At 63.9% G+C, this 17805-nt stretch carries 16 protein-coding genes and 1 pseudogene; 10 read left to right on the top strand and 7 right to left on the bottom strand.

The window, feature by feature from the left end; translation table 11 throughout:
* The 3 genes from EOA38_RS08245 to EOA38_RS08235 form a co-directional block, all read left to right on the top strand.
* The coding region (locus tag EOA38_RS08245; protein WP_127298918.1) for a glycine cleavage T C-terminal barrel domain-containing protein at positions 1-2308 on the top strand (2308 nt) is incomplete at its 5' end.
* A complete protein-coding gene (locus EOA38_RS08240) occupies positions 2301-2882 on the top strand; it encodes a sarcosine oxidase subunit gamma (RefSeq protein ID WP_126092087.1) in 582 nt (193 codons plus the stop codon). The genes EOA38_RS08245 and EOA38_RS08240, both read left to right, overlap by 8 nt.
* An 89-nt stretch (positions 2883-2971) precedes the next feature.
* A complete protein-coding gene (locus EOA38_RS08235) occupies positions 2972-3196 on the top strand; it encodes a hypothetical protein (RefSeq protein ID WP_126092088.1) in 225 nt (74 codons plus the stop codon).
* Between the two features lie 78 nt (positions 3197-3274).
* Here the strand turns inward: EOA38_RS08235 and EOA38_RS08230 are convergent, their stop codons facing one another.
* From EOA38_RS08230 to EOA38_RS08205, 6 genes are all read right to left on the bottom strand, one after another.
* Positions 3275-3511 (bottom strand): DUF680 domain-containing protein, encoded by a 237-nt coding sequence (locus EOA38_RS08230; RefSeq protein WP_126092089.1) that lies wholly within the window; start codon positions 3509-3511, stop codon positions 3275-3277.
* Positions 3512-3677: 166 nt separating this feature from the next.
* Positions 3678-4322 (bottom strand): TetR/AcrR family transcriptional regulator, encoded by a 645-nt coding sequence (locus EOA38_RS08225; RefSeq protein ID WP_126092090.1) that lies wholly within the window; start codon positions 4320-4322, stop codon positions 3678-3680.
* Between the two features lie 203 nt (positions 4323-4525).
* The gene (locus EOA38_RS08220) at positions 4526-5302 is read right to left on the bottom strand and encodes an SDR family oxidoreductase (RefSeq protein ID WP_126092091.1); all 777 of its coding nucleotides are present in this window, start codon (positions 5300-5302) and stop codon (positions 4526-4528) included.
* A gap of 19 nt (positions 5303-5321) precedes the next feature.
* Entirely contained in the window at positions 5322-6422 is a 1101-nt protein-coding gene (locus EOA38_RS08215; RefSeq protein WP_245464889.1) for a phosphotransferase family protein, read from the bottom strand.
* Positions 6419-6904, bottom strand: a complete 486-nt coding sequence (locus EOA38_RS08210; RefSeq protein ID WP_281059664.1) for a MaoC family dehydratase — start codon at positions 6902-6904, stop codon at positions 6419-6421. The genes EOA38_RS08215 and EOA38_RS08210 overlap by 4 nt, the downstream gene beginning before the upstream one ends.
* Positions 6905-6950: 46 nt before the next feature.
* Entirely contained in the window at positions 6951-7766 is an 816-nt protein-coding gene (locus tag EOA38_RS08205) for an SDR family oxidoreductase (RefSeq protein ID WP_126092093.1), read from the bottom strand.
* 110 nt (positions 7767-7876) lie between these two features.
* Here EOA38_RS08205 and EOA38_RS08200 point away from each other — a divergent pair, with 110 nt between their 5' ends.
* Together EOA38_RS08200 and EOA38_RS08195 are read left to right on the top strand one after the other, a co-directional pair.
* Positions 7877-9118, top strand: coding sequence for an acyl-CoA dehydrogenase family protein (locus EOA38_RS08200; RefSeq protein ID WP_126092094.1), 1242 nt, complete (start codon positions 7877-7879; stop codon positions 9116-9118).
* Positions 9119-9123: 5 nt separating this feature from the next.
* Positions 9124-10160, top strand: a pseudogene (locus tag EOA38_RS08195) (zinc-binding dehydrogenase).
* 23 nt (positions 10161-10183) lie between these two features.
* Here the strand turns inward: EOA38_RS08195 and EOA38_RS08190 are convergent.
* A complete protein-coding gene (locus EOA38_RS08190) occupies positions 10184-11011 on the bottom strand; it encodes a MurR/RpiR family transcriptional regulator (RefSeq protein ID WP_126092096.1) in 828 nt (275 codons plus the stop codon).
* Between the two features lie 147 nt (positions 11012-11158).
* Here EOA38_RS08190 and EOA38_RS08185 point away from each other — a divergent pair, with 147 nt between their 5' ends.
* The 5 genes from EOA38_RS08185 to EOA38_RS08165 all read left to right on the top strand — a co-directional run bounded on the left by EOA38_RS08185 (position 11159) and on the right by EOA38_RS08165 (position 17770).
* The gene (locus EOA38_RS08185) at positions 11159-11977 is read left to right on the top strand and encodes an N-formylglutamate amidohydrolase (protein WP_126092097.1); all 819 of its coding nucleotides are present in this window, start codon (positions 11159-11161) and stop codon (positions 11975-11977) included.
* A gap of 19 nt (positions 11978-11996) precedes the next feature.
* Positions 11997-13559: an amino acid permease gene (locus EOA38_RS08180; RefSeq protein ID WP_126092098.1), complete on the top strand. Its 1563-nt coding sequence runs from the start codon at positions 11997-11999 to the stop codon at positions 13557-13559.
* Between the two features lie 82 nt (positions 13560-13641).
* On the top strand, positions 13642-15012 hold the full coding sequence (locus EOA38_RS08175; RefSeq protein WP_126092099.1) for a glutamine synthetase family protein: 1371 nt from the start codon (positions 13642-13644) through the stop codon (positions 15010-15012).
* A gap of 178 nt (positions 15013-15190) precedes the next feature.
* Positions 15191-16579, top strand: a complete 1389-nt coding sequence (locus tag EOA38_RS08170) for an aldehyde dehydrogenase family protein (RefSeq protein WP_126092100.1) — start codon at positions 15191-15193, stop codon at positions 16577-16579.
* 18 nt (positions 16580-16597) lie between these two features.
* Positions 16598-17770: an iron-containing alcohol dehydrogenase gene (locus EOA38_RS08165; protein ID WP_126092101.1), complete on the top strand. Its 1173-nt coding sequence runs from the start codon at positions 16598-16600 to the stop codon at positions 17768-17770.
* The last annotated feature ends 35 nt before the right edge of the window (positions 17771-17805 follow it).

The following is a 17805-nucleotide window of genomic DNA, read 5'->3' as shown; positions in this document are numbered from 1 at the left end:
GGCCATGGACAATGTCCGCGTGCTTTCGCGCACGACTGCTTTTGGGTATTACGCGCAGAACTTCGTCGGCCTTGTCGAGCGGGTCAGCGACCATCTCAAGAGCCCCGGCCGGGAGCTGGCGCGCGAGCGCCTGTGGCAGGTCCGCGCCAGCCGAGTCGTGCTGGCGACCGGCGCCATCGAGCGCCACATGGTGTTCGCCAACAACGACCGTCCGGGCATCATGCTGGCGTCGGCCGCGCGCATCTATCTCAATCACTATGGTGTCGCGGTCGGCAGGAATGTCGGCGTCTATACCGCGAACGACTCGGCCTACGCGGCTGCGATCGACTTGAAGAAGGCGGGTGTCAATATCGCCGCTATCGTCGACCTGCGCGACAATCCCACCGGACCGATGATCGACGAGGCGAGGGGCCTCGGCATCGAGATCAATTTCGGCCGCGCCGTTATCCGCGCCGGCGGCAAGCTGCGCGTCTCATCGATGACCGTGCAGCCGAAGAATGGCGGCGGCGAGCGCACCATCCCTGTCGATGCGATCCTGATGTCGGCCGGCTGGACGCCGTCGGTGCATCTCTTCTCGCAGTCGCGCGGCAAGGTCGCCTTCAACGAGGAGACGCGGCGTTTCGTGCCGGGAACCTACGCGCAGGACTGCGTGTCGGTCGGCGCCTGCAACGGCACCGACGGGCTGGATGCGGCCATCGACGAGGCCTATGCGGCGGGCGTCAAGGCGGCGAAGGAGGCCGGCGGCAAGGATTCCAGCGTCAAGACGGGCAAGGGCGCCAAGCCGAAGGTCGATGCCAGCGAAAGCTGGTCGCGCGGCATGCTGGGCGCTGCCCCCGGCGCCGGACCGGGCACCACCGTCAAGGCTTTCATCGATTTCCAGAACGACGTCACCGCCAAGGACATCCGCCAGGCGGTGCATGAAGGCATGCATTCGATCGAGCACGTCAAGCGCTTCACCACCAACGGCATGGCGACCGACCAGGGCAAGACCTCGAACATGCACGGCCTGGCGATCGCCGCCGAGACACTGGGCAAGCCGATCCCGCAAGTCGGTCTCACCACCTTCCGCCCGCCCTACACGCCGGTGACCTTCGGCTCGATCGTCGGACACGCGCGTGGAGCGCTCTTCGATCCCACCCGCAGGACGGCGACCCATGGCTGGGCGGCGGCCCAAGGCGCTGTGTTCGAGGATGTCGGCCAGTGGAAGCGCGCCTGGTATTTCCCCAAGGCCGGCGAGGACATGCATGCCGCCGTCAACCGCGAATGCGTGACGGTGCGCAAGACGGCCGGCCTGTTCGACGCCTCGACGCTCGGCAAGATCGAGGTGGTCGGGCCGGACGCGGCGAAGTTCATGGAGCTGCTCTACACCAACCCGTGGGAGAAGCTGGAGCCCGGCCGCTGCCGCTACGGCATCATGTTGCGCGAGGACGGCTTCATCTATGACGACGGCGTCGTCGGCAGGCTGGCGCCTGACCGCTTCCATGTGACGACGACCACCGGCGGCGCGCCGCGCGTCATGCACCACATGGAGGATTACCTCCAGACCGAGTTCCCGCATCTGAACGTCTGGCTGACCTCGATCACCGAGCAGTGGGCGGTCATCGCGGTGCAGGGTCCGAAGTCGCGTGAGATCATCGCGCCGCTGGTCGAGGGCATCGACATGTCCGACGAAGCGATGCCGCATATGTCGGTGCGCGAGGGCAAGATCTGCGGCGTGCCGACGAGGCTGTTCCGCATGTCCTTCACCGGCGAGCGCGGCTTCGAGGTCAACGTGCCGGCCGACTATGGCGAGGCGGTCTGGGAAGCGCTGTGGGCCGAAGGCCGGAAGCATGGCGCGACCGCCTACGGCACCGAAACGATGCACGTGCTGCGCGCCGAGAAGGGCTACATCATCGTCGGCCAGGACACGGACGGCACGGTGACGCCGAACGATGCCGGGCTCGACTGGGCGGTCGGCAAGAAGAAGACTGACTTCGTCGGCATCCGCGGCATGATGCGGTCCGACCTGGTCGCCAAGGGCCGCAAGCAGTTGGTCGGCCTGAAGACCAAGGATCCGAAGGTGGTGCTGGAGGAAGGCGCGCAAATCGTCGCGGATCCGAAACAGGCGATCCCGATGAAGATGATCGGTCACGTCACCTCCAGCTACTGGTCGGAGAATTGCGGGCACTCGATCGCGCTGGCGCTGGTCGCCGGCGGCCGCGACCGCATGGGTCAGACGCTCTACGTGCCGATGCCGAACGGCACGATCGAGGTGGAGGTCACCGGCACGGTGTTCGTCGACGAGAAGGGAGGACGCCTCAATGGCTAAGGCTGCCGTCAAGACAAAAGCCGCTGCTTCACCTTCCGTCGAGCGGCGTCCAGCGCTTGCTGGCCGCGTGACGTCGGCGCCAGGTGTCAAGGTCGAGATCCTGCCGCCGGCCGAACGCATCTCTCTGCGCGCGCCGGAGGCTTCGCTCGCCGCCCTTTCCAAGGCGCTCGGCGTGACCTTGCCGACCAAGCCGAAGACTTCGGCGGCAAAAAGCGGGCGCACTGCCTTGTGGCTTGGGCCTGACGAGTGGCTGATCATCGATGAGGCCGGAAACGATCCGCTGGCCGACTGCGCCAAGGCGCCGGCGCTGCATTCGGCGGTCGGCATCTCGCATCGCAATGTCGCCATCTCGGTCGCCGGGCCGGCGGCCGCGGTGACGGTCAATTCCGGCTGCCCGCAGGACCTGTCGCTCGAGGCGTTCCCGGTGGGTGCGGCGTCGCGCACCATTCTCGGCAAGTCCGAGATCGTGCTGTCGCGCATGGCGGCCGATGCCTTCCGGGTGGAATGCTGGCGTTCCTTCTCGGACTATGTCTTTACTTTGCTGTCGGAAGCGGCAAGCGACGCGGCGAACTGATTTTCCTGACCGCCGTTAACCAGAGGCGGCGTCGCAGGAACCATCGCCGATCCGTCCCCGTTGTTTGCGACTAGCGAGGGAGAAGGCCGATGCTATCCAAATCAGCGCCGAAGTCGCCCAAGAAGACCGCGGCGGTCCGTTCACTGGAGCGGGAGCAGCATCACGACATCGAGGATGAGGAACTTGAGGAAGGCCTCGAGGACACATTCCCGGCCAGCGATCCGGTTTCGATCACCAGCACTTCGATTACGGGTGCGCCTGCGAAGCCGGCCAAAGCCAAGACAGTGTCGCGACAGAAACAGCGCAAGAGATAAAACGTTCGCTTCGAGAGCGCCGGTATAAACGAAAACGGGCGGCCAAGTGCCGCCCGTTTTCGTTTCCGCTTGCGGTGTTCAGAGGCCGGGCACGAACCACGGATCCACGTCGATACCGAGTCGCGGGCCCTTGGTTGCCTGGGTGTTGCTGGCGTCCGGCTTTTCAACCGAGCCGGTCGCCGTGCAGTCGAGCGTCACATTGGCCTTAGTCTGAGCGCAGGCCGCCGGGCCGTGCTTGGCCGGCTGGTCCGCGCCGGCAAAAGCGGCGCCCGAGAAAGCCAGCACAGTCGCAAGCGCGAGAATCGTCTTTTTCATCTTCCGTCTCCGGTAATCTTTTCGTACATGTACGATACGCCGTACATATACGGTTAACGGAAGCTGAATTCAAGGGGGAGTTTGTACGTGTACGACAACTTTTCTTGAACGTAGGAATTCGCCCCCGTGAATCAAGCGATCGACGTGAGCTAGACCGCGATGCCGGTCAGCAGTTGACGGGCGTTTCGGTGAGCGGAGGAATGTCCTGCGCCGACAAGGAGGCCAGCATGAAGTCGCACATGCGCTTCACATAGGCCTGGGGGTCGCCAAAGGGGTAGAAGGGGAAGGTGATCAGCAGCGAGATGGTGCCGTGGCCGACGGTCCACAGCATGGTCGCGATGGCGCGCGGGTCGCCCTTGAGCTTGCCGGCGGCCACGCAGGCCTCGACCCTGCTTATCAGCACCTGCATCGCCGGGTTGCCCTCTTCCATGTCCTCGTAGCTGCGGCCTTCCGGCAGCCGGGTCTTCTCGGTCATAAAAACGGTTCGGTATTCATTGGGATTGCCGAGCCCGAAGGCGGCATACTCTGTCATCACCGCCCGCAGCGCCTCGATCGGATCGTCGGAGGGATGCTCCTCGATGCGCCGTGCGAGCGTCTCGAATGCGTCCTCAGCCAACGCGAACAGGATGTCCTGCTTGTCGGCGAAATAGGAATAGACCGACATCGGCGCGTATCCGACACGCTTGGCCAGCTTGCGGATGGTAAGCCCTTCATAGCCCTCTTCCTGGACGAGCTTGTGGGCCGCGTCGACCAGTTCGGAGCGAAGTTCGGCTTTTTGTTTTTCGCGGCGTTTCTGAACGCTCAGCGCCAATGTCCGTCTGCCTTTTGTGATTGGTTGCCTTACGAAATTATATACGCTGTACGGCAACGGGCAAGGGAGTGGACGGTTCCCCAACGTCCGCTTTCTATCTACCGCAGTTCCGGACGGAAAACCGCAAAACACTTTTCCTGGAATTGCGCTTTGTCAGACGCAATTCCGGACGGAAAACCGTAAAACACTTTTCCTGGAATTGCTCAGATGGCCCCGATGCCGCCATCGAGTGCGAGAGCGTGGCCGGTCATGAAGGAGTTGGCGGGATCGGCGAGATAAAGGATGCCGGTTACGATCTCGTCGACTTCGCCGACCCGTTTCATCGGCACGCCGCGTGTGAGTTCGGCGATGGCTTCGGCTTCCGGCGCGCCGGTGGAGCGCACGAAGCCGTCGACCATCGCCGTCCTGGTGTGAGCCGGGCAGACCGCGTTGATGCGGATCCCCTTGCTGGCATATTCGACCGCTGCGGAGCGCGTCAGCCCGACGACGCCATGCTTGGCGGCGGCATAGACGGACAGCTTCGGCGCGCCGGAGAGACCGGCGACCGAGGCGACGTTGACGATGGCGCCGCCCTTGCCGCTCTCCCTGAACTGGCGCTCCATTTGCGGGATCTGATGCTTCATGGCGTAGAAGACGCCGAGCAGATCGACCTCCAGCACCCGGCGCGCTTCCTCCGAGGTCACCTGCGGCAGGCGCACGAAGGCGTGCACGATCCCGGCATTGTTGACGGCAATGTCCAGCCGGCCGAACTTTTCGACGGCCAGCTTCACAAGATCCTCCGAGAGCCTCTCGTCGGCAATGTTGCCGGCAAGGAACGCGGTTTCGGCGCCGAGCGTCGCCGCGAAATCGCCGAGCGCCGTTTCGTCGAGGTCGGAAAGGACAAGCCGCGCGCCTTCAGCGGCGAAGGCTTTGGCGGCGCCGCTGCCGAGGCCGCCGGTCGCACCGGTTATCAGCACGGTCGCTCCATCGAAACGGCCCATCGCTCAGCTCTCCGCGTTTTCAAGTCTTCTTGTCGATCAGGTCCACCGCCAGCGCGGCGAGCAGCTTCACCGCTTCGCCGTAGGTCTTTGCCTTTTCCGGGTTGGAGGCGTTGCCGTCCAGCGCGCGGCGGTAGACACCCTGGCAGATCGCCGCCAGCCGGAAGAAGGAGAAGGCAAGGAAGAAGGTCCATTTGCCGATGCCCTCGATGTCGCGCCGGCGGCAATAGGCGGCGACATAGGCTTCCTCGGAGGGCAGGCCGAGCGTGGCGCGGTCGACGCCGCCAAGGCCACGAAAGCCGGACGCGTGCGGCAGCCGCCATTGCATGCATTGATAGGCGAGGTCGGCAAAGGGATGGCCGAGCGTCGACAGTTCCCAGTCGAGCACGGCGATGACCTTCGGCTCATCCTTGGCGAAGATCATGTTGTCCAGCCGGTAGTCGCCATGCACCAGCGAGACCCGGCCGTCATCGGCCGGCATGTGCGTCTCGAGCCAGGCGATCAGCCGGTCCATGTCGGCAATTGTTTCGGTTTCCGAGGCGCGGTACTGGCTGGTCCAGCGGGCGAACTGGCGTTCGAAATAGCTGCCGGGCTTGCCGAAATCGCCAAGTCCTACGGCCTCGACATCGACGTCGTGCAGGGCGGCGAGCGTCGCATTCATGGCGTCGTAGATCGCGGCGCGCTCGTCATTGCCGGGTGCCTCCGGCAAGGACGGATCCCAGAAGATGCGCCCGTCGAGGAACTCCATGACATAGAACATGCGGCCGATCGGCGATTCTTCCCTGGAGAGATGCAGCATGCGCGGCACCGGCACGGCAGTGCCGGCAAGCGCTCGCATCACCCGGAACTCGCGGTCGACCTGGTGCGCCGATTTCAAAAGCTGACCCGGCGGCTTGGCGCGCAGCACGTACCGGCCGCTTGCGGCTGTCAGGAGATAGGTCGGGTTCGACTGTCCGGACTTGAATTTCTCGATCGCGGAAAGTCCGGCAAAACCGGGGACATGCGCTTCAAGGTAAGGCGCAAGCGCCGCCCTGTCGAGCGCGAGCGCCGACTTGTCGAGCGCGAGCGCCAACTTGTCGAGCGCAAGCGCCGATTTATCCAGCGCGTTGGCGTCGCCGCTCATGCGGTCTCTGGCTGGCGTTCGATCAGCGTCAGCGTCAGCCAGCGCGCGGTGAGCGCCGGCTTCTTCGACCCCTCGATCTCGATGGTCACGTCATGCGCCGTCTGCACCCAGCCCGAGGGCCTGACCTTGACATCGGCCAGCACGAAGCGGGTGCGGATGCGCGAGCCGGTCTTCACTGGCGTCAGGAAGCGCAGCGTGTCGAAGCCGTGGTTGACGCCCATTTTGGTGTTCTCGATCGGCGGCATGGTCTCGAAGGTCATCGCCGACAGAAGCGACAGCGAAAGGAAACCGTGTGCGATGGTGCCGCCGAACGGCGTCTCGCGCGCGGCGCGCTCCGGATCGCAATGAATGAACTGATGATCGTCGGTGGCGTCGGCGAACTGGTCGATCATGCGCTGCGTCACCGTGCGCCAGGGCGACACGCCGACTTCCTTGCCGACGCTGGCCAGAAGCGTATCGAGACTGATCGGTTCCACGCTGATGTCCTCCGCACCCCGCCCGGATCGCGATTGCCTGAACCGGGCGCCTTCATTCCTTGAACAACGTCATCCCGTGCTGCACCGACTGGCCGCCGTCGATCGGCAGGATGGCGCCGGTGACATAGCTGCCGGCACGGCTGCACAAATAGAGCGTTGCGCCGGCAATGTCATCCGCCACACCGATGCGGCCGAGCGGAACATGGTTACCGACATGTTTCGCCTGTTCCTCGGTGGCGGTGGCAAAAGCCGTCATGCGGCTCTGGAAGGGGCCGGGCGCAAAGGCATTGACGGTGATGCGGCGGGCGGCGAACTCGAGCGCCAGCGTGCGTGTCAGGTGATGCACCGCGGCCTTTGAGGCGGTGTAGGAATAGGCGTCGTCGGCAAGCGGCTGAGTGCCCATCACCGAGCCCAGATTGATCACGCGGGCCGGGTCCTCGTCGCTTGCGGCGGCGTCGAGCAGCGGCAAAAGCTCCCGCGTCAGGTGGAAGACGGCGGTGACGTTGACGCCGAACACCTTGGCCCAGGCGTGATAGGGAAACTCCTCCAGCGGCGCGCCCCAGGAAATGCCGGCATTGTTGACCAGGATGTGCAGACGGTCCGTGCGCACTTTCACCTCGGCGACCAACGCGGCGATGCCCGCTTCGCTGGAAACGTCGCCGGCAAAACCCTCGGCCCGGCCGGAGCCGCCAAGCGCATTCAATTCGTTGGCGACCTTCACACAGTCCTCGCCCTTGCGCGAGGCGATCATCACGGTGGCGCCGGCCCGCACCAGTCCGGTCGCGACCATGCGGCCGATGCCCGTCGCGGCACCGGTCACCAGCGCTGTCTTGCCGGCGACCGAGAACAGCTTGTCGAGATAGCTCATCGCATTCCTCCCACGTGCGTCTCGGCCGGAACCGAAGGACTCGCGTTGACAAGGCTAGCCGAAGTACGGTCATCCTTGCCACGGGTAAAGAAGCGAAAGGGCCGGAACCGATGGCGGACATGAATCTCGGCATGAGCGAGCGGCTGAAGCCGATCCATCAGCGCGTCGCCGCGATGGTGCGCGACGAGATTGCGCCGCTCAGCGAGGCGTTTCTCGCCGAAGTCGGCAGGAACGGCGACCGCTGGACCTACACGGCCAGACAGACCGAGATCCTTGAAGGCTTGAAGAAGACGGCGCGGGAGCGGGGCCTATGGAATTTCTGGCTCACCGATTCCAAGCGCGGCTACGGCCTGTCGACTGTCGAATACGCCTATCTGGCGGAGGAGATGGGCAAGGCGCATCTCGGCGCCGAGACCTTCAACTGCTCGGCCCCCGACACCGGCAACATGGAGGTGCTGGAACGCTACGGCTCGGAAGAGCATAAGCGACAATGGCTGGAGCCGCTGCTCGACGGCAGGATCCGCTCCGCCTACCTGATGACCGAGCCGGATGTCGCCTCATCGGACGCCACCAACATTTCGATGCGCTGCGAGCGGCGCGGCGACGACTATGTGCTCAACGGCGAGAAATGGTGGGCGTCCGGCGCCGGCGATCCGCGCTGCGCCATCTACATCGTGATGGTCAGGACGGGTTCGGACGAAGAGCCGCAGCATCGCCGGCATTCGATGATCCTGGTGCCAGCGGGCAGCAAAGGCGTGACCAAGCTCCGGGCCATGCAGGTCTATGGCGAGGACGACGCGCCGCACGGCCATATGCATCTGAGGTTCGAGGATGTGCGGGTGCCGGCGGCGAACCTGATCCTCGGCGAGGGCAGCGGGTTCGAGATCGCGCAGGGGCGGTTGGGGCCAGGCCGCATCCATCACTGCATGCGCGCCATCGGCCAGGCCGAGATGGCGTTGGAGATGCTCTGTCAACGCTCGGTGCGGCGCGAGGCCTTTGGCCAGTCGCTGGCCAAGCTCGGCGCCAATTTCGACATCATTGCCGAATGCCGCATGGAGATCGAGATGGCCAGGCTACTCTGCCTCAAGGCGGCCTGGATGATCGACCAGGGCGACGCGCGCGCCGCGGCGCCCTGGATCAGCCAGATCAAGGTGGTAGCACCCCGCGTCGCGCTAAAAGTCACCGACGAGGCGGTGCAGATGTTCGGCGCGCAGGGCATCAGCCAGGATACGCCGCTCGCTCGCTCGTGGACGCATCTTCGGACCCTGCGCCTGGCCGACGGACCGGACGCCGTCCACAGGCGGCAGGTGGCTCGCACGGAACTCAAGAAATATACGCAGGAAAAGGTCTGACTATCATGGCGCTTCCGTCGGAAATGAAGGCCTTGCTGCTCGTCGGCGACGGCTACACCAGGACACCTTCAGCCGGCGCGCTGGAGGCGACGGAGCCTTATCTGCGGCCCGGCAATATCGCCGTGCCCGCGCCTGGCCCGACGCAGGCGCTGATCAAGGTTAACCTCGCCTCGATAAACCCCTCCGATATCGCCTTCATCAAAGGGCAATACGGCCAACCGCGGGTAAAGGGCCGACCGGCGGGTTTCGAAGGCGTCGGAATCGTCGTCGCTACTGGCAGTGACCCCTATGCAAAAAGCCTGGAGGGAAAGCGCGTCGCCTTCGCCACCGGCGTGTCGAACTGGGGTTCGTGGGCAGACTATGCGGTTGCCGAGGCGGCATCCTGCATTCCGCTGCTCGACACGGTGCGCGACGAGGATGCTGCGGCGATGATCGTCAATCCGCTGACCGCGCTTGCCATGTTCGACATCGTCAAGCAGGAGGGTGACAAGGCCTTCATCATGACCGCCGGCGCCAGCCAGCTCTGCAAGCTGATCATCGGGCTCGCGAAGGAGGAGGGTTTCGGCCGATCGTCACCGTGCGCCGCGACGAGCAGATTCCTTTGCTCAAGGAACTTGGTGCCGCCCATGTGCTCAATGAGAAGGCGGCGGATTTCGAGACGGCGCTGCGCGAGGTGGTGAAGGCCGAGCAGCCGCGCATCTTCCTCGACGCGGTGACCGGACCATTGGCCTCGGCCATCTTCAACGCCATGCCGAAGCGTTCGCGCTGGATCGTCTATGGAAGGCTCGATGCCGAGCCGACGATCATCCGCGAGCCCGGCCAGTTGATCTTCCAGCACAAGCATATCGAAGGCTTCTGGCTGGCCGAATGGATGCGGCAGTTCCGCGACCGGCTAGGCCCGGCCGTGCTGGAGGCGCAGAAGCGCTTTTCCGACGGACGCTGGTCGACGGATGTGACAGCGGTGGTGCCGTTGGACGAAGCCATGGCGCGCCTGCCGGCGGAATTGGCCAAGCCGAACGGCAAGGTGTTCATCAAGCCGTAGCAACCAGTCAGATTGGCGACGCCTCAGCGCAGGCTTTCCAGGTCGCGGATGCGCTTGGCGCCGGCAGTTTCGAGCTGCCTGGTGATCGCGCCGATCAACGTTTCGGCGACTACGAAGAGCGCGGCGGACGAATCCCATGCCGAAGGCACGGCGGTGCGCCCGGCGATCACATGGCGGGCGAAGCGGGCGATCGGCGAGAGCCATTGGTCGGTGAAGAGCACGATCTGCACGCCGCGCTGGTGTGCCTTTTCGGCAAAGCGGATCAGGCTCTCCTGGTAGCGCCTGATGTCAAAGATCACCAGCACGTCGCGCTTGCCCATGTCGATCAGCCGGTCGCGCCAGATGCTCTCCTGGCCGGCGAGGTGGTAGACGTCGGGCTGGATGATGGTGAGGTGCGCGGCCATGTAGCGCGCCAGCGGGTCGGTGAAGCGGCCGCCGATCAGGAAGGTCTTGCCGCGCCGCTCGGCGAGTGTCTTGGCGATGTCGGCCAGTTGCCTGTCGGACAGATGCCGGAACGTCTCGCGCAGGTTGTCGAGCGTCGCCTCCAGCATCGGCGAAACGGCGCCGCCGGCGGGCGATGCCGGGTCGAGCGTGCGCGATGCCGGGGACTGCAACTGCGCCGCCAGTTCATCCTGCAGCGCCGACTGGAACTCGGGATAGTTCTGGAAACCCAATCTCGCGACGAAACGCAGGATAGTCGGCGAGGAGACGCCGGCCGCGGCCGAGAACTCGGCGACCGTCTTCAGTCCGGTCAGCGGATAGTTGGCAATCAGCGTCTGCGCGGCTCGGCGCTCGCCCGCGGGCATGGTGCCGATGCGGTCCGAGATCAGTTCGGCAATGCTGGAGATCATCGTTTTCCCCACCCCTTTGGCCCGGCTGACGCCGTTTTCGGAATTCCGCGTTTGACAAAGCCGGACAAAGTGTATGAAATCATTCACAGAGGCGCAATGAGGCAAAATACGTAACATACGATACAGCGCTCTCCAGGGGACGGCAGTATGGAGAAAGCACGGCTCACCAGCCTTGCACCGTCGGAGACCGTAAGGGTGACCAACCCCGGCGGCTCGAGCCCCTTCGTCTTCACCTGCGACCACGCCTCGAACTACCTGCCCGCCGAATTCGGAACGCTCGGCCTGCCTGTCGAGGACCTTTCGCGCCACATCGCGTGGGATCCGGGCGCGCTTCCCGTCGCCAGGCGCATGGCCGACCAGCTCGACGCCACGCTGATCGAGACCCGCGTCTCGCGCCTTGTCATCGACTGCAACCGGCCGCTCGACGCGCCGGACCTTGTGCCACCGCTCAGCGAAACGACAGCCATCCCAGGCAACACCGGTCTTTCCGACAAACAGCGCACGGCGCGCGTCGACCTGGCGTGGCGTCCGTTCCACGACGCGATCGCTGAGATTATCGACCGGCGGCTGGCACACGGCCAGGAAACGCGGCTGGTGTCGGTCCACTCCTTCACGCCGATCTACAAGGGCAGGAGCCGGCCCTGGCATATCGGCATCATCCATGACGATGACCGCCGACTGGCGGCGCCGCTGATATCGGCGCTGCGGCGGCTTGCCGGCGTCACCGTCGGCGTCAACGAACCCTATTCGCCGGCCGACCGCGTCTATTTCACGCTGGAACGGCATGCGCGCCCGCGCGGTCTTGCCTGCGCGATGATCGAAATCCGCAACGACGAAATCTCCGGCGAAACCGGGCAGCGGAAATGGGCGGATCTGCTCACAGGCATATTTTCGAATCTGGAGCCCGAGGAGGCCAGGGGCTCCCGACAACGCGCAATGGGAAAGTCAGTACAGTCGGCCAGCTAAGAACCAACAGGGGACTAAAATGTCAGCGCAAGACTATACGGAACACGACAAGCACGAGGACCTAAAGGTTCTCCATGGAATGGGCTATGCCCAGGAATTGTCGCGAAGCATGAGCCGCTTCTCGAACTTCGCGATCTCCTTCTCGATCATCTGCATCCTATCGGGCGGTATCAATTCCTTCGCCCAGGCGACATCCTCGATCGGCGGTGCCGGCGCCGGCGTCGGCTGGATCGTCGGCTGCGCCGTATCCGGATTCTTTGCCCTCGCCATGGCGCAGATCGCATCGGCGTTCCCGACGGCGGGCGGCCTTTATCACTGGGCGTCGATCCTCGGCAACCGGTTCACCGGCTGGCTCACCGCCTGGCTCAACCTGCTCGGCCTGATCACCGTGCTGGGCGCCATCAACATCGGCACCGCCTTCTTCTTCGTCGGAACGTTCGGGAGTTGGTTCGGCATGACCGGCACCGCGGGCGAGATCGTCGGCTTTGTTGCCGCCATCACAGTGATCCAGGCGCTCTGCAATCATTTCGGCATCAAGCTTACCGCCATGCTGACCGATGCATCCGGCTTCCTGATCCTCGGCGCGACGGCAGTGCTGATCGTCGCTTGCCTGGTGTTTGCCCCGGCAATCGACGTCACCAGGCTTTGGACATTCACCAACTATTCGGGCGACGCTGGCGGCGGGGTCTTCCCGCAGTCGGATTCCATATCCTACCTGTTCCTGCTCAGCCTGCTGCTGCCGGTCTACACGATCACCGGATATGACGCGTCGGCGCATACTTCGGAAGAAACGCTGAAGGCCGCGCATTCCGTTCCGAGAGCAATCATTTCGTCGGTGCTCTGGTCGTCGCTTATCGGTTGGGCGATGGTCTGCGCGATCACGCTGGCGATCCCCGACCTGGCGGCCGGCGCCAAGCAGGGCTGGAGCGTCTTCTTCTCGACCATGGATGCTATCCTGCCGGTTTGGCTCAAGGAGCTGCTCTACCTTGCCATCCTGATCTCGCAGTTCCTCTGCGGCCTTGCCACCGTGACCTCGGCGTCGCGGATGCTTTTCGCCTTCTCGCGCGATGGCGGCATGCCCGTCGGATCGACCTCGCTTGCCAAGGTCAGCCCGACCTGGCGCACGCCCGTTCACGCGATCTGGACGGCTGCTGCTCTCGAGATCATCTATGTCTTCCTCGCCCAGTTCATCTCGATCGGCGGCACCAACATCTACACGATCGTCGTCAACTCGACGCTGGTCTTCCTGTTCCTCTCCTTCATCATCCCGATCGTGCTCGGCATGATGGCTTTCGGAACCTCGAAATGGCCGAACCCGGGCCCGTGGAATCTCGGCGGCGGGGTGTTCAAGCTGTTCTGTATTCTGTCGATCATCGGCATGGCGATCATCTTCTACATCGCCATCCAGCCGCCGAACGACAAGGTGCTCTACATCACCATCGGCTTCCTCCTGCTGACCGCCGTGCTTTGGTTCGGCTTCGAGAACCGCCGCTTCCAGGGCCCGCCGATCGGCGACGAGATCGCCAAGCGTCAGGCGGCGATCAAGGTGGCGGAGCAGGCGGTCGGCGAAACCGGCAACTGACATAAGTCATCATGGCCATGGCCGGCATTGCGCCGGCCATGGTTTGTCCCTTTCAATCGACAAGCATTGGAGTGCCAAAGGAATGGCCGGGAATTTCTCGTTCGATCAGTTGAAGCAAGCGGTCTCGAACGGCGAGATCGACACGGTGCTTGCCTGCATCGTCGACATGCAGGGCCGGCTCGCGGGAAAGCGCTTCCTGGCCCAATATTTCGTCGATTCCGCGCATGGCGAGACGCATGGCTGCAACTATCTGCTGGCCTGCGACATCGATATGGAGCCGGTGCCCGGATACAAGGCAGCGAGCTGGTCGAAGGGCTATGGCGACTTCGTCATGAAGCCCGACCTTTCGACGCTGCGGCGTATCCCTTGGCTGGAAAAGACGGCGCTGGTCATCTGCGATGTGCTCGACCATCACGACCATGAGGACCTTGCGCACTCGCCGCGCGCCATCCTGAAGAAGCAGGTCAAACGTCTGCAGGAGCGCGGCTATATCGGCTACTTCGCCTCCGAACTCGAATTCTACCTGTTCAGCGAGACCTACGATTCGGCCCGCAAGAAGCACTGGCAGGGCTTAGACAGCGCTTCGCCCTATATCGGCGACTACCAGATCGGCGTCACCACCAAGGAAGAAGGCGTGATGCGCCGGCTTCGCAACGAGATGGAGGCCGCCGGCATCCCGATCGAGAATTCCAAGGGCGAGTGGGGTCCCGGCCAGGAAGAGATCAATGTGCGCTATGCCGAGGCGCTCGAGATGGCCGACCGCCATGTCATCCTGAAGAACGGCGCCAAGGAGATAGCCCACTCCGAAGGCAAGGCCATCTCCTTCATGGCCAAATACAATTACGGGCTCGCCGGCAATTCCAGCCACATCCACAATTCGCTGTGGAGCGCCGACGGCAAGACACCGTTGTTCTTCGACAAGAATGCAGAGTGGACGCTGTCCGCCCTCGGCCAGCAATGGGCGGCCGGCCAGCTCAAATATGCCAAGGAGTTCACCTGGTTCCTGGCGCCCTATATCAACTCCTACAAGCGCTTCCAGGCCGGCACCTTCGCGCCGACCAAGATCATGTGGAGCGAGGACAACCGCACCGCCGGCTTCCGGCTCTGCGGCGAGGGGACCAAGGGCATCCGCATGGAGTGCCGCATCGGCGGCGCCGACCTCAACCCCTATCTCGCCTTCGCTGCGCTGATCGCGTCGGGCCTCGCCGGCATCGACGAGAAGCTTGAGCTGCAGAAGCCGTTCGTCGGCGATGCCTATCAGGCGTCGCAACTGCCGGAAATCCCGAAGACGCTGCGCGATGCCACCGAGACGCTGGTGCACTCCACGATGCTGAAGCAGGCCTTCGGCGAGGATGTGGTCGAGCACTATGTGCACACCGCCCGCTGGGAGCAGTTCGAATACGACCGCCGCATCACGGATTGGGAGCTGCATCGCGGGTTCGAGCGGTACTAGAGAGCGGGGATAGCGTCGGCGCTGCCCCTCACCCTTACCCTCCCCCCTGAAGAACGGGGAGAGGGGTCGTCGGCGCAGGAGCTTCCCCCGTCACCACACGGGGAGAAGGTGCCGGTAGGCGGATGAGGGGCAACGCCAAGCCACATGATTTCGATTTTTGTAAAACTGCGAGGAAGAAATGACCGAAACGGTCAAACTCAAATCCCCCATCGATGGCTCGATCTATGCCGAGCGGCCGGTCGCGACGGACCAGGCGATCAATGCCGCCGTCGAACGCGCCAAGGCGGCGCAGGAGAAATGGGCCGAGACGCCTATCGTCGAGCGCGGCAAGTACATGCTGGCGATGCTGGAGGCCCTCGTCGGCATGACCGATGAGATCGTGCCCGAGATCGCCTGGCAGATGGGGCGGCCGGTGCGCTACGGCGGCGAGTTCGGCGGCGTCAAGGAACGCGCCAGCTACATGGTCGAGATCGCCGAGCAGGCACTCAAACCTGTGATGGCCTCGAATCCCAAGGATGGTTTTCGCCGCTATGTGAAGAAGGTGCCGCTCGGCGTGGTGCTAGTGATCGCGCCGTGGAATTATCCCTACCTCACTGCCGTCAACACCATCGTGCCGGCGCTGATGGCCGGCAGCGCGGTTATCTTGAAGCATGCGGCGCAGACGCTGCTGGTCGGCGAGCGTTTTCAGCAGGCCTTCGACAAGGCGGGTCTGCCAAAGGGACTGTTCCAGAACCTGGTCATGAACCACGTCCAGACCGAGGGGCTGCTGGGGTCCGGTAAGATCGACCATATCAATTTCACCGGCTCGGTCGCCGGCGGCCGCGCCATCGAGAAGGCGGCGGCCGGAACCTTCATGACGCTTGGCCTCGAACTCGGCGGCAAGGACCCCGCCTACGTGCTGCCCGACGCCAAGATGGATCATGCGGTCGCCAACCTGGTCGACGGTGCCTTCTACAATTCCGGCCAGTGCTGCTGCGGCATCGAGCGCGTCTATGTGCATGAGAAGGTCTATGACGAATTCGTCGAAGGTTTTGTCGCCGAGACCAGGAACTATGTCGTCGGCAATCCGCTGGAGCAGGCGACGACCATGGGGCCGATGGCGCAGGCGCGTTTCGCCGACCTGATCCGCGAGCAGAAGGCCGAGGCGCTGCGCAAGGGCGCCAGGGCGCATATCAACATGAAGGTCGAGAACGACAGGCCGGGCTCGCCCTATCTGGCGCCGGAAGTGCTGACGGCGGTCGACCACCAGATGAGCGTCATGCGCGAGGAAAGCTTTGGGCCGATCGTCGGCATCATGAAGGTGCGCGACGACGAGGAAGCGATCGCGCTGATGAACGACAGTCCCTACGGGCTGACGGCCTCGATCTGGACGCGCGATACCGAGCGCGCGGTGGCGATTGGCGACCGCGTCGAGACCGGCACCGTGTTCATGAACCGCTGCGACTATCTCGACCCGGCGCTGGTCTGGACGGGCGTCAAGGACACCGGCAAGGGCGCGGCGCTCTCGGCCATCGGCTACGACAATTTGACTCGGCCGAAATCCTACCACCTGCGTGAAGCCATCTGATTTTTCGAAAGACAAGCGATGTCCAAGCTCATCTCCAAATGGAACTACCCCACCACCGTCCGTTTCGGCGCCGGACGCATCAAGGAACTGCCGGACGTGCTGGCCGCGGCTGGTATCAAGCGGCCACTCTTCGTCACTGATCCGGCCCTCGCAAAGCTGCCGGTTGTCGCCTCTACGCTGAAGATCCTCGACGATGCCAAGATCCCCTATGGCGTGTTTTCCGAGGTGAAGCCGAACCCGGTCGAGTCCAACCTCACCGCCGGCATCGCGGTGTTCAAGAAGGGCAAGCATGACGGCGTCATCGCCTTCGGCGGCGGCTCGGCGCTCGATCTCGGCAAACTGATCGCCTTCCAGGCGGGGCAGACGCGCCCAGTGTGGGATTTCGAGGACATCGGCGACTGGTGGACGCGCGCCAACTCGGATGCGATCGCGCCGATCATCGCGGTGCCGACGACGGCAGGCACCGGGTCCGAGGTAGGCCGCGCCGGGGTCATCACCAATGAGGCGAGCCATACCAAGAAGGTCATCTTCCACCCAAAACTTCTGCCGGCGATCGTCATTGCCGATCCGGAGCTGTCGGTCGGCATGCCGCCCTTCATCACTGCCGGCACCGGCATGGACGCGCTTGCCCACTGCCTCGAAGCCTATTGCGCGCCGGGCTATCATCCGATGGCCGACGGCATCGCCGTGGAAGGCATCCGCCTGGTGTTCGAGAACCTGCCCAAGGCCTTCGCCAACGGCAAGGATCTGGTGGCCCGCGCCCATATGATGAGCGCCGCCGCCATGGGGGCCGCCGCCTTCCAGAAGGGATTGGGGGCCATTCACTCGCTGTCGCATCCGATCGGCGCGCTCTACGACACCCATCACGGCATGACCAATGCGGTGTTCATGCCTTATGTGCTCGCCTTCAACCGCGAGGCGATCGAGGATCGCATTGCCCGGCTCGCCGCCTATTGCGGCATCAAGGGCGGCTTCGACGGTTTCGCCAAGGCGGTCATCAAGCTGCGCAAGGAGCTCAAGGTGCCGCATGCGCTGCCCGGCCTGATCAAGGGCCTCGACATGGACAAGAAGCGCAAGGCGCTCATCGCCGACATGGCGGTGGTCGATCCGACCGCAAGTGGCAATCCGGTCAAGCTCACCAAGAAGGCGGCGCTGACGCTGCTCGAAAACGCCATCGCCGGTGCTGTCTGAAGAAGAGATTCCGGCTGAAAATTGAAGTCGAAAAC

The organism is Mesorhizobium sp. M1E.F.Ca.ET.041.01.1.1, assembly GCF_003997355.1.
Lineage (GTDB): Bacteria > Pseudomonadota > Alphaproteobacteria > Rhizobiales > Rhizobiaceae > Mesorhizobium.
This window is presented reverse-complemented; position numbering and strand designations above follow the sequence as displayed.

Excerpts from the sequence above, each read along its gene's own strand:
- EOA38_RS08240 (WP_126092087.1), top strand. The coding sequence starts at position 2,301 with ATGGCTAAGGCTGCCGTCAAGACAAAAGCCGCTGCTTCACCTTCCGTC.
- EOA38_RS08235 (WP_126092088.1), top strand. The coding sequence starts at position 2,972 with ATGCTATCCAAATCAGCGCCGAAGTCGCCCAAGAAGACCGCGGCGGTC.
- EOA38_RS08230 (WP_126092089.1), bottom strand. The coding sequence starts at position 3,511 with ATGAAAAAGACGATTCTCGCGCTTGCGACTGTGCTGGCTTTCTCGGGC.
- EOA38_RS08220 (WP_126092091.1), bottom strand. The coding sequence starts at position 5,302 with ATGGGCCGTTTCGATGGAGCGACCGTGCTGATAACCGGTGCGACCGGC.
- EOA38_RS08215 (WP_245464889.1), bottom strand. The coding sequence starts at position 6,422 with ATGAGCGGCGACGCCAACGCGCTGGATAAATCGGCGCTTGCGCTCGAC.
- EOA38_RS08205 (WP_126092093.1), bottom strand. The coding sequence starts at position 7,766 with ATGAGCTATCTCGACAAGCTGTTCTCGGTCGCCGGCAAGACAGCGCTG.
- EOA38_RS08200 (WP_126092094.1), top strand. The coding sequence starts at position 7,877 with ATGGCGGACATGAATCTCGGCATGAGCGAGCGGCTGAAGCCGATCCAT.
- EOA38_RS08190 (WP_126092096.1), bottom strand. The coding sequence starts at position 11,011 with ATGATCTCCAGCATTGCCGAACTGATCTCGGACCGCATCGGCACCATG.
- EOA38_RS08185 (WP_126092097.1), top strand. The coding sequence starts at position 11,159 with ATGGAGAAAGCACGGCTCACCAGCCTTGCACCGTCGGAGACCGTAAGG.
- EOA38_RS08180 (WP_126092098.1), top strand. The coding sequence starts at position 11,997 with ATGTCAGCGCAAGACTATACGGAACACGACAAGCACGAGGACCTAAAG.
- EOA38_RS08175 (WP_126092099.1), top strand. The coding sequence starts at position 13,642 with ATGGCCGGGAATTTCTCGTTCGATCAGTTGAAGCAAGCGGTCTCGAAC.
- EOA38_RS08170 (WP_126092100.1), top strand. The coding sequence starts at position 15,191 with ATGACCGAAACGGTCAAACTCAAATCCCCCATCGATGGCTCGATCTAT.
- EOA38_RS08165 (WP_126092101.1), top strand. The coding sequence starts at position 16,598 with ATGTCCAAGCTCATCTCCAAATGGAACTACCCCACCACCGTCCGTTTC.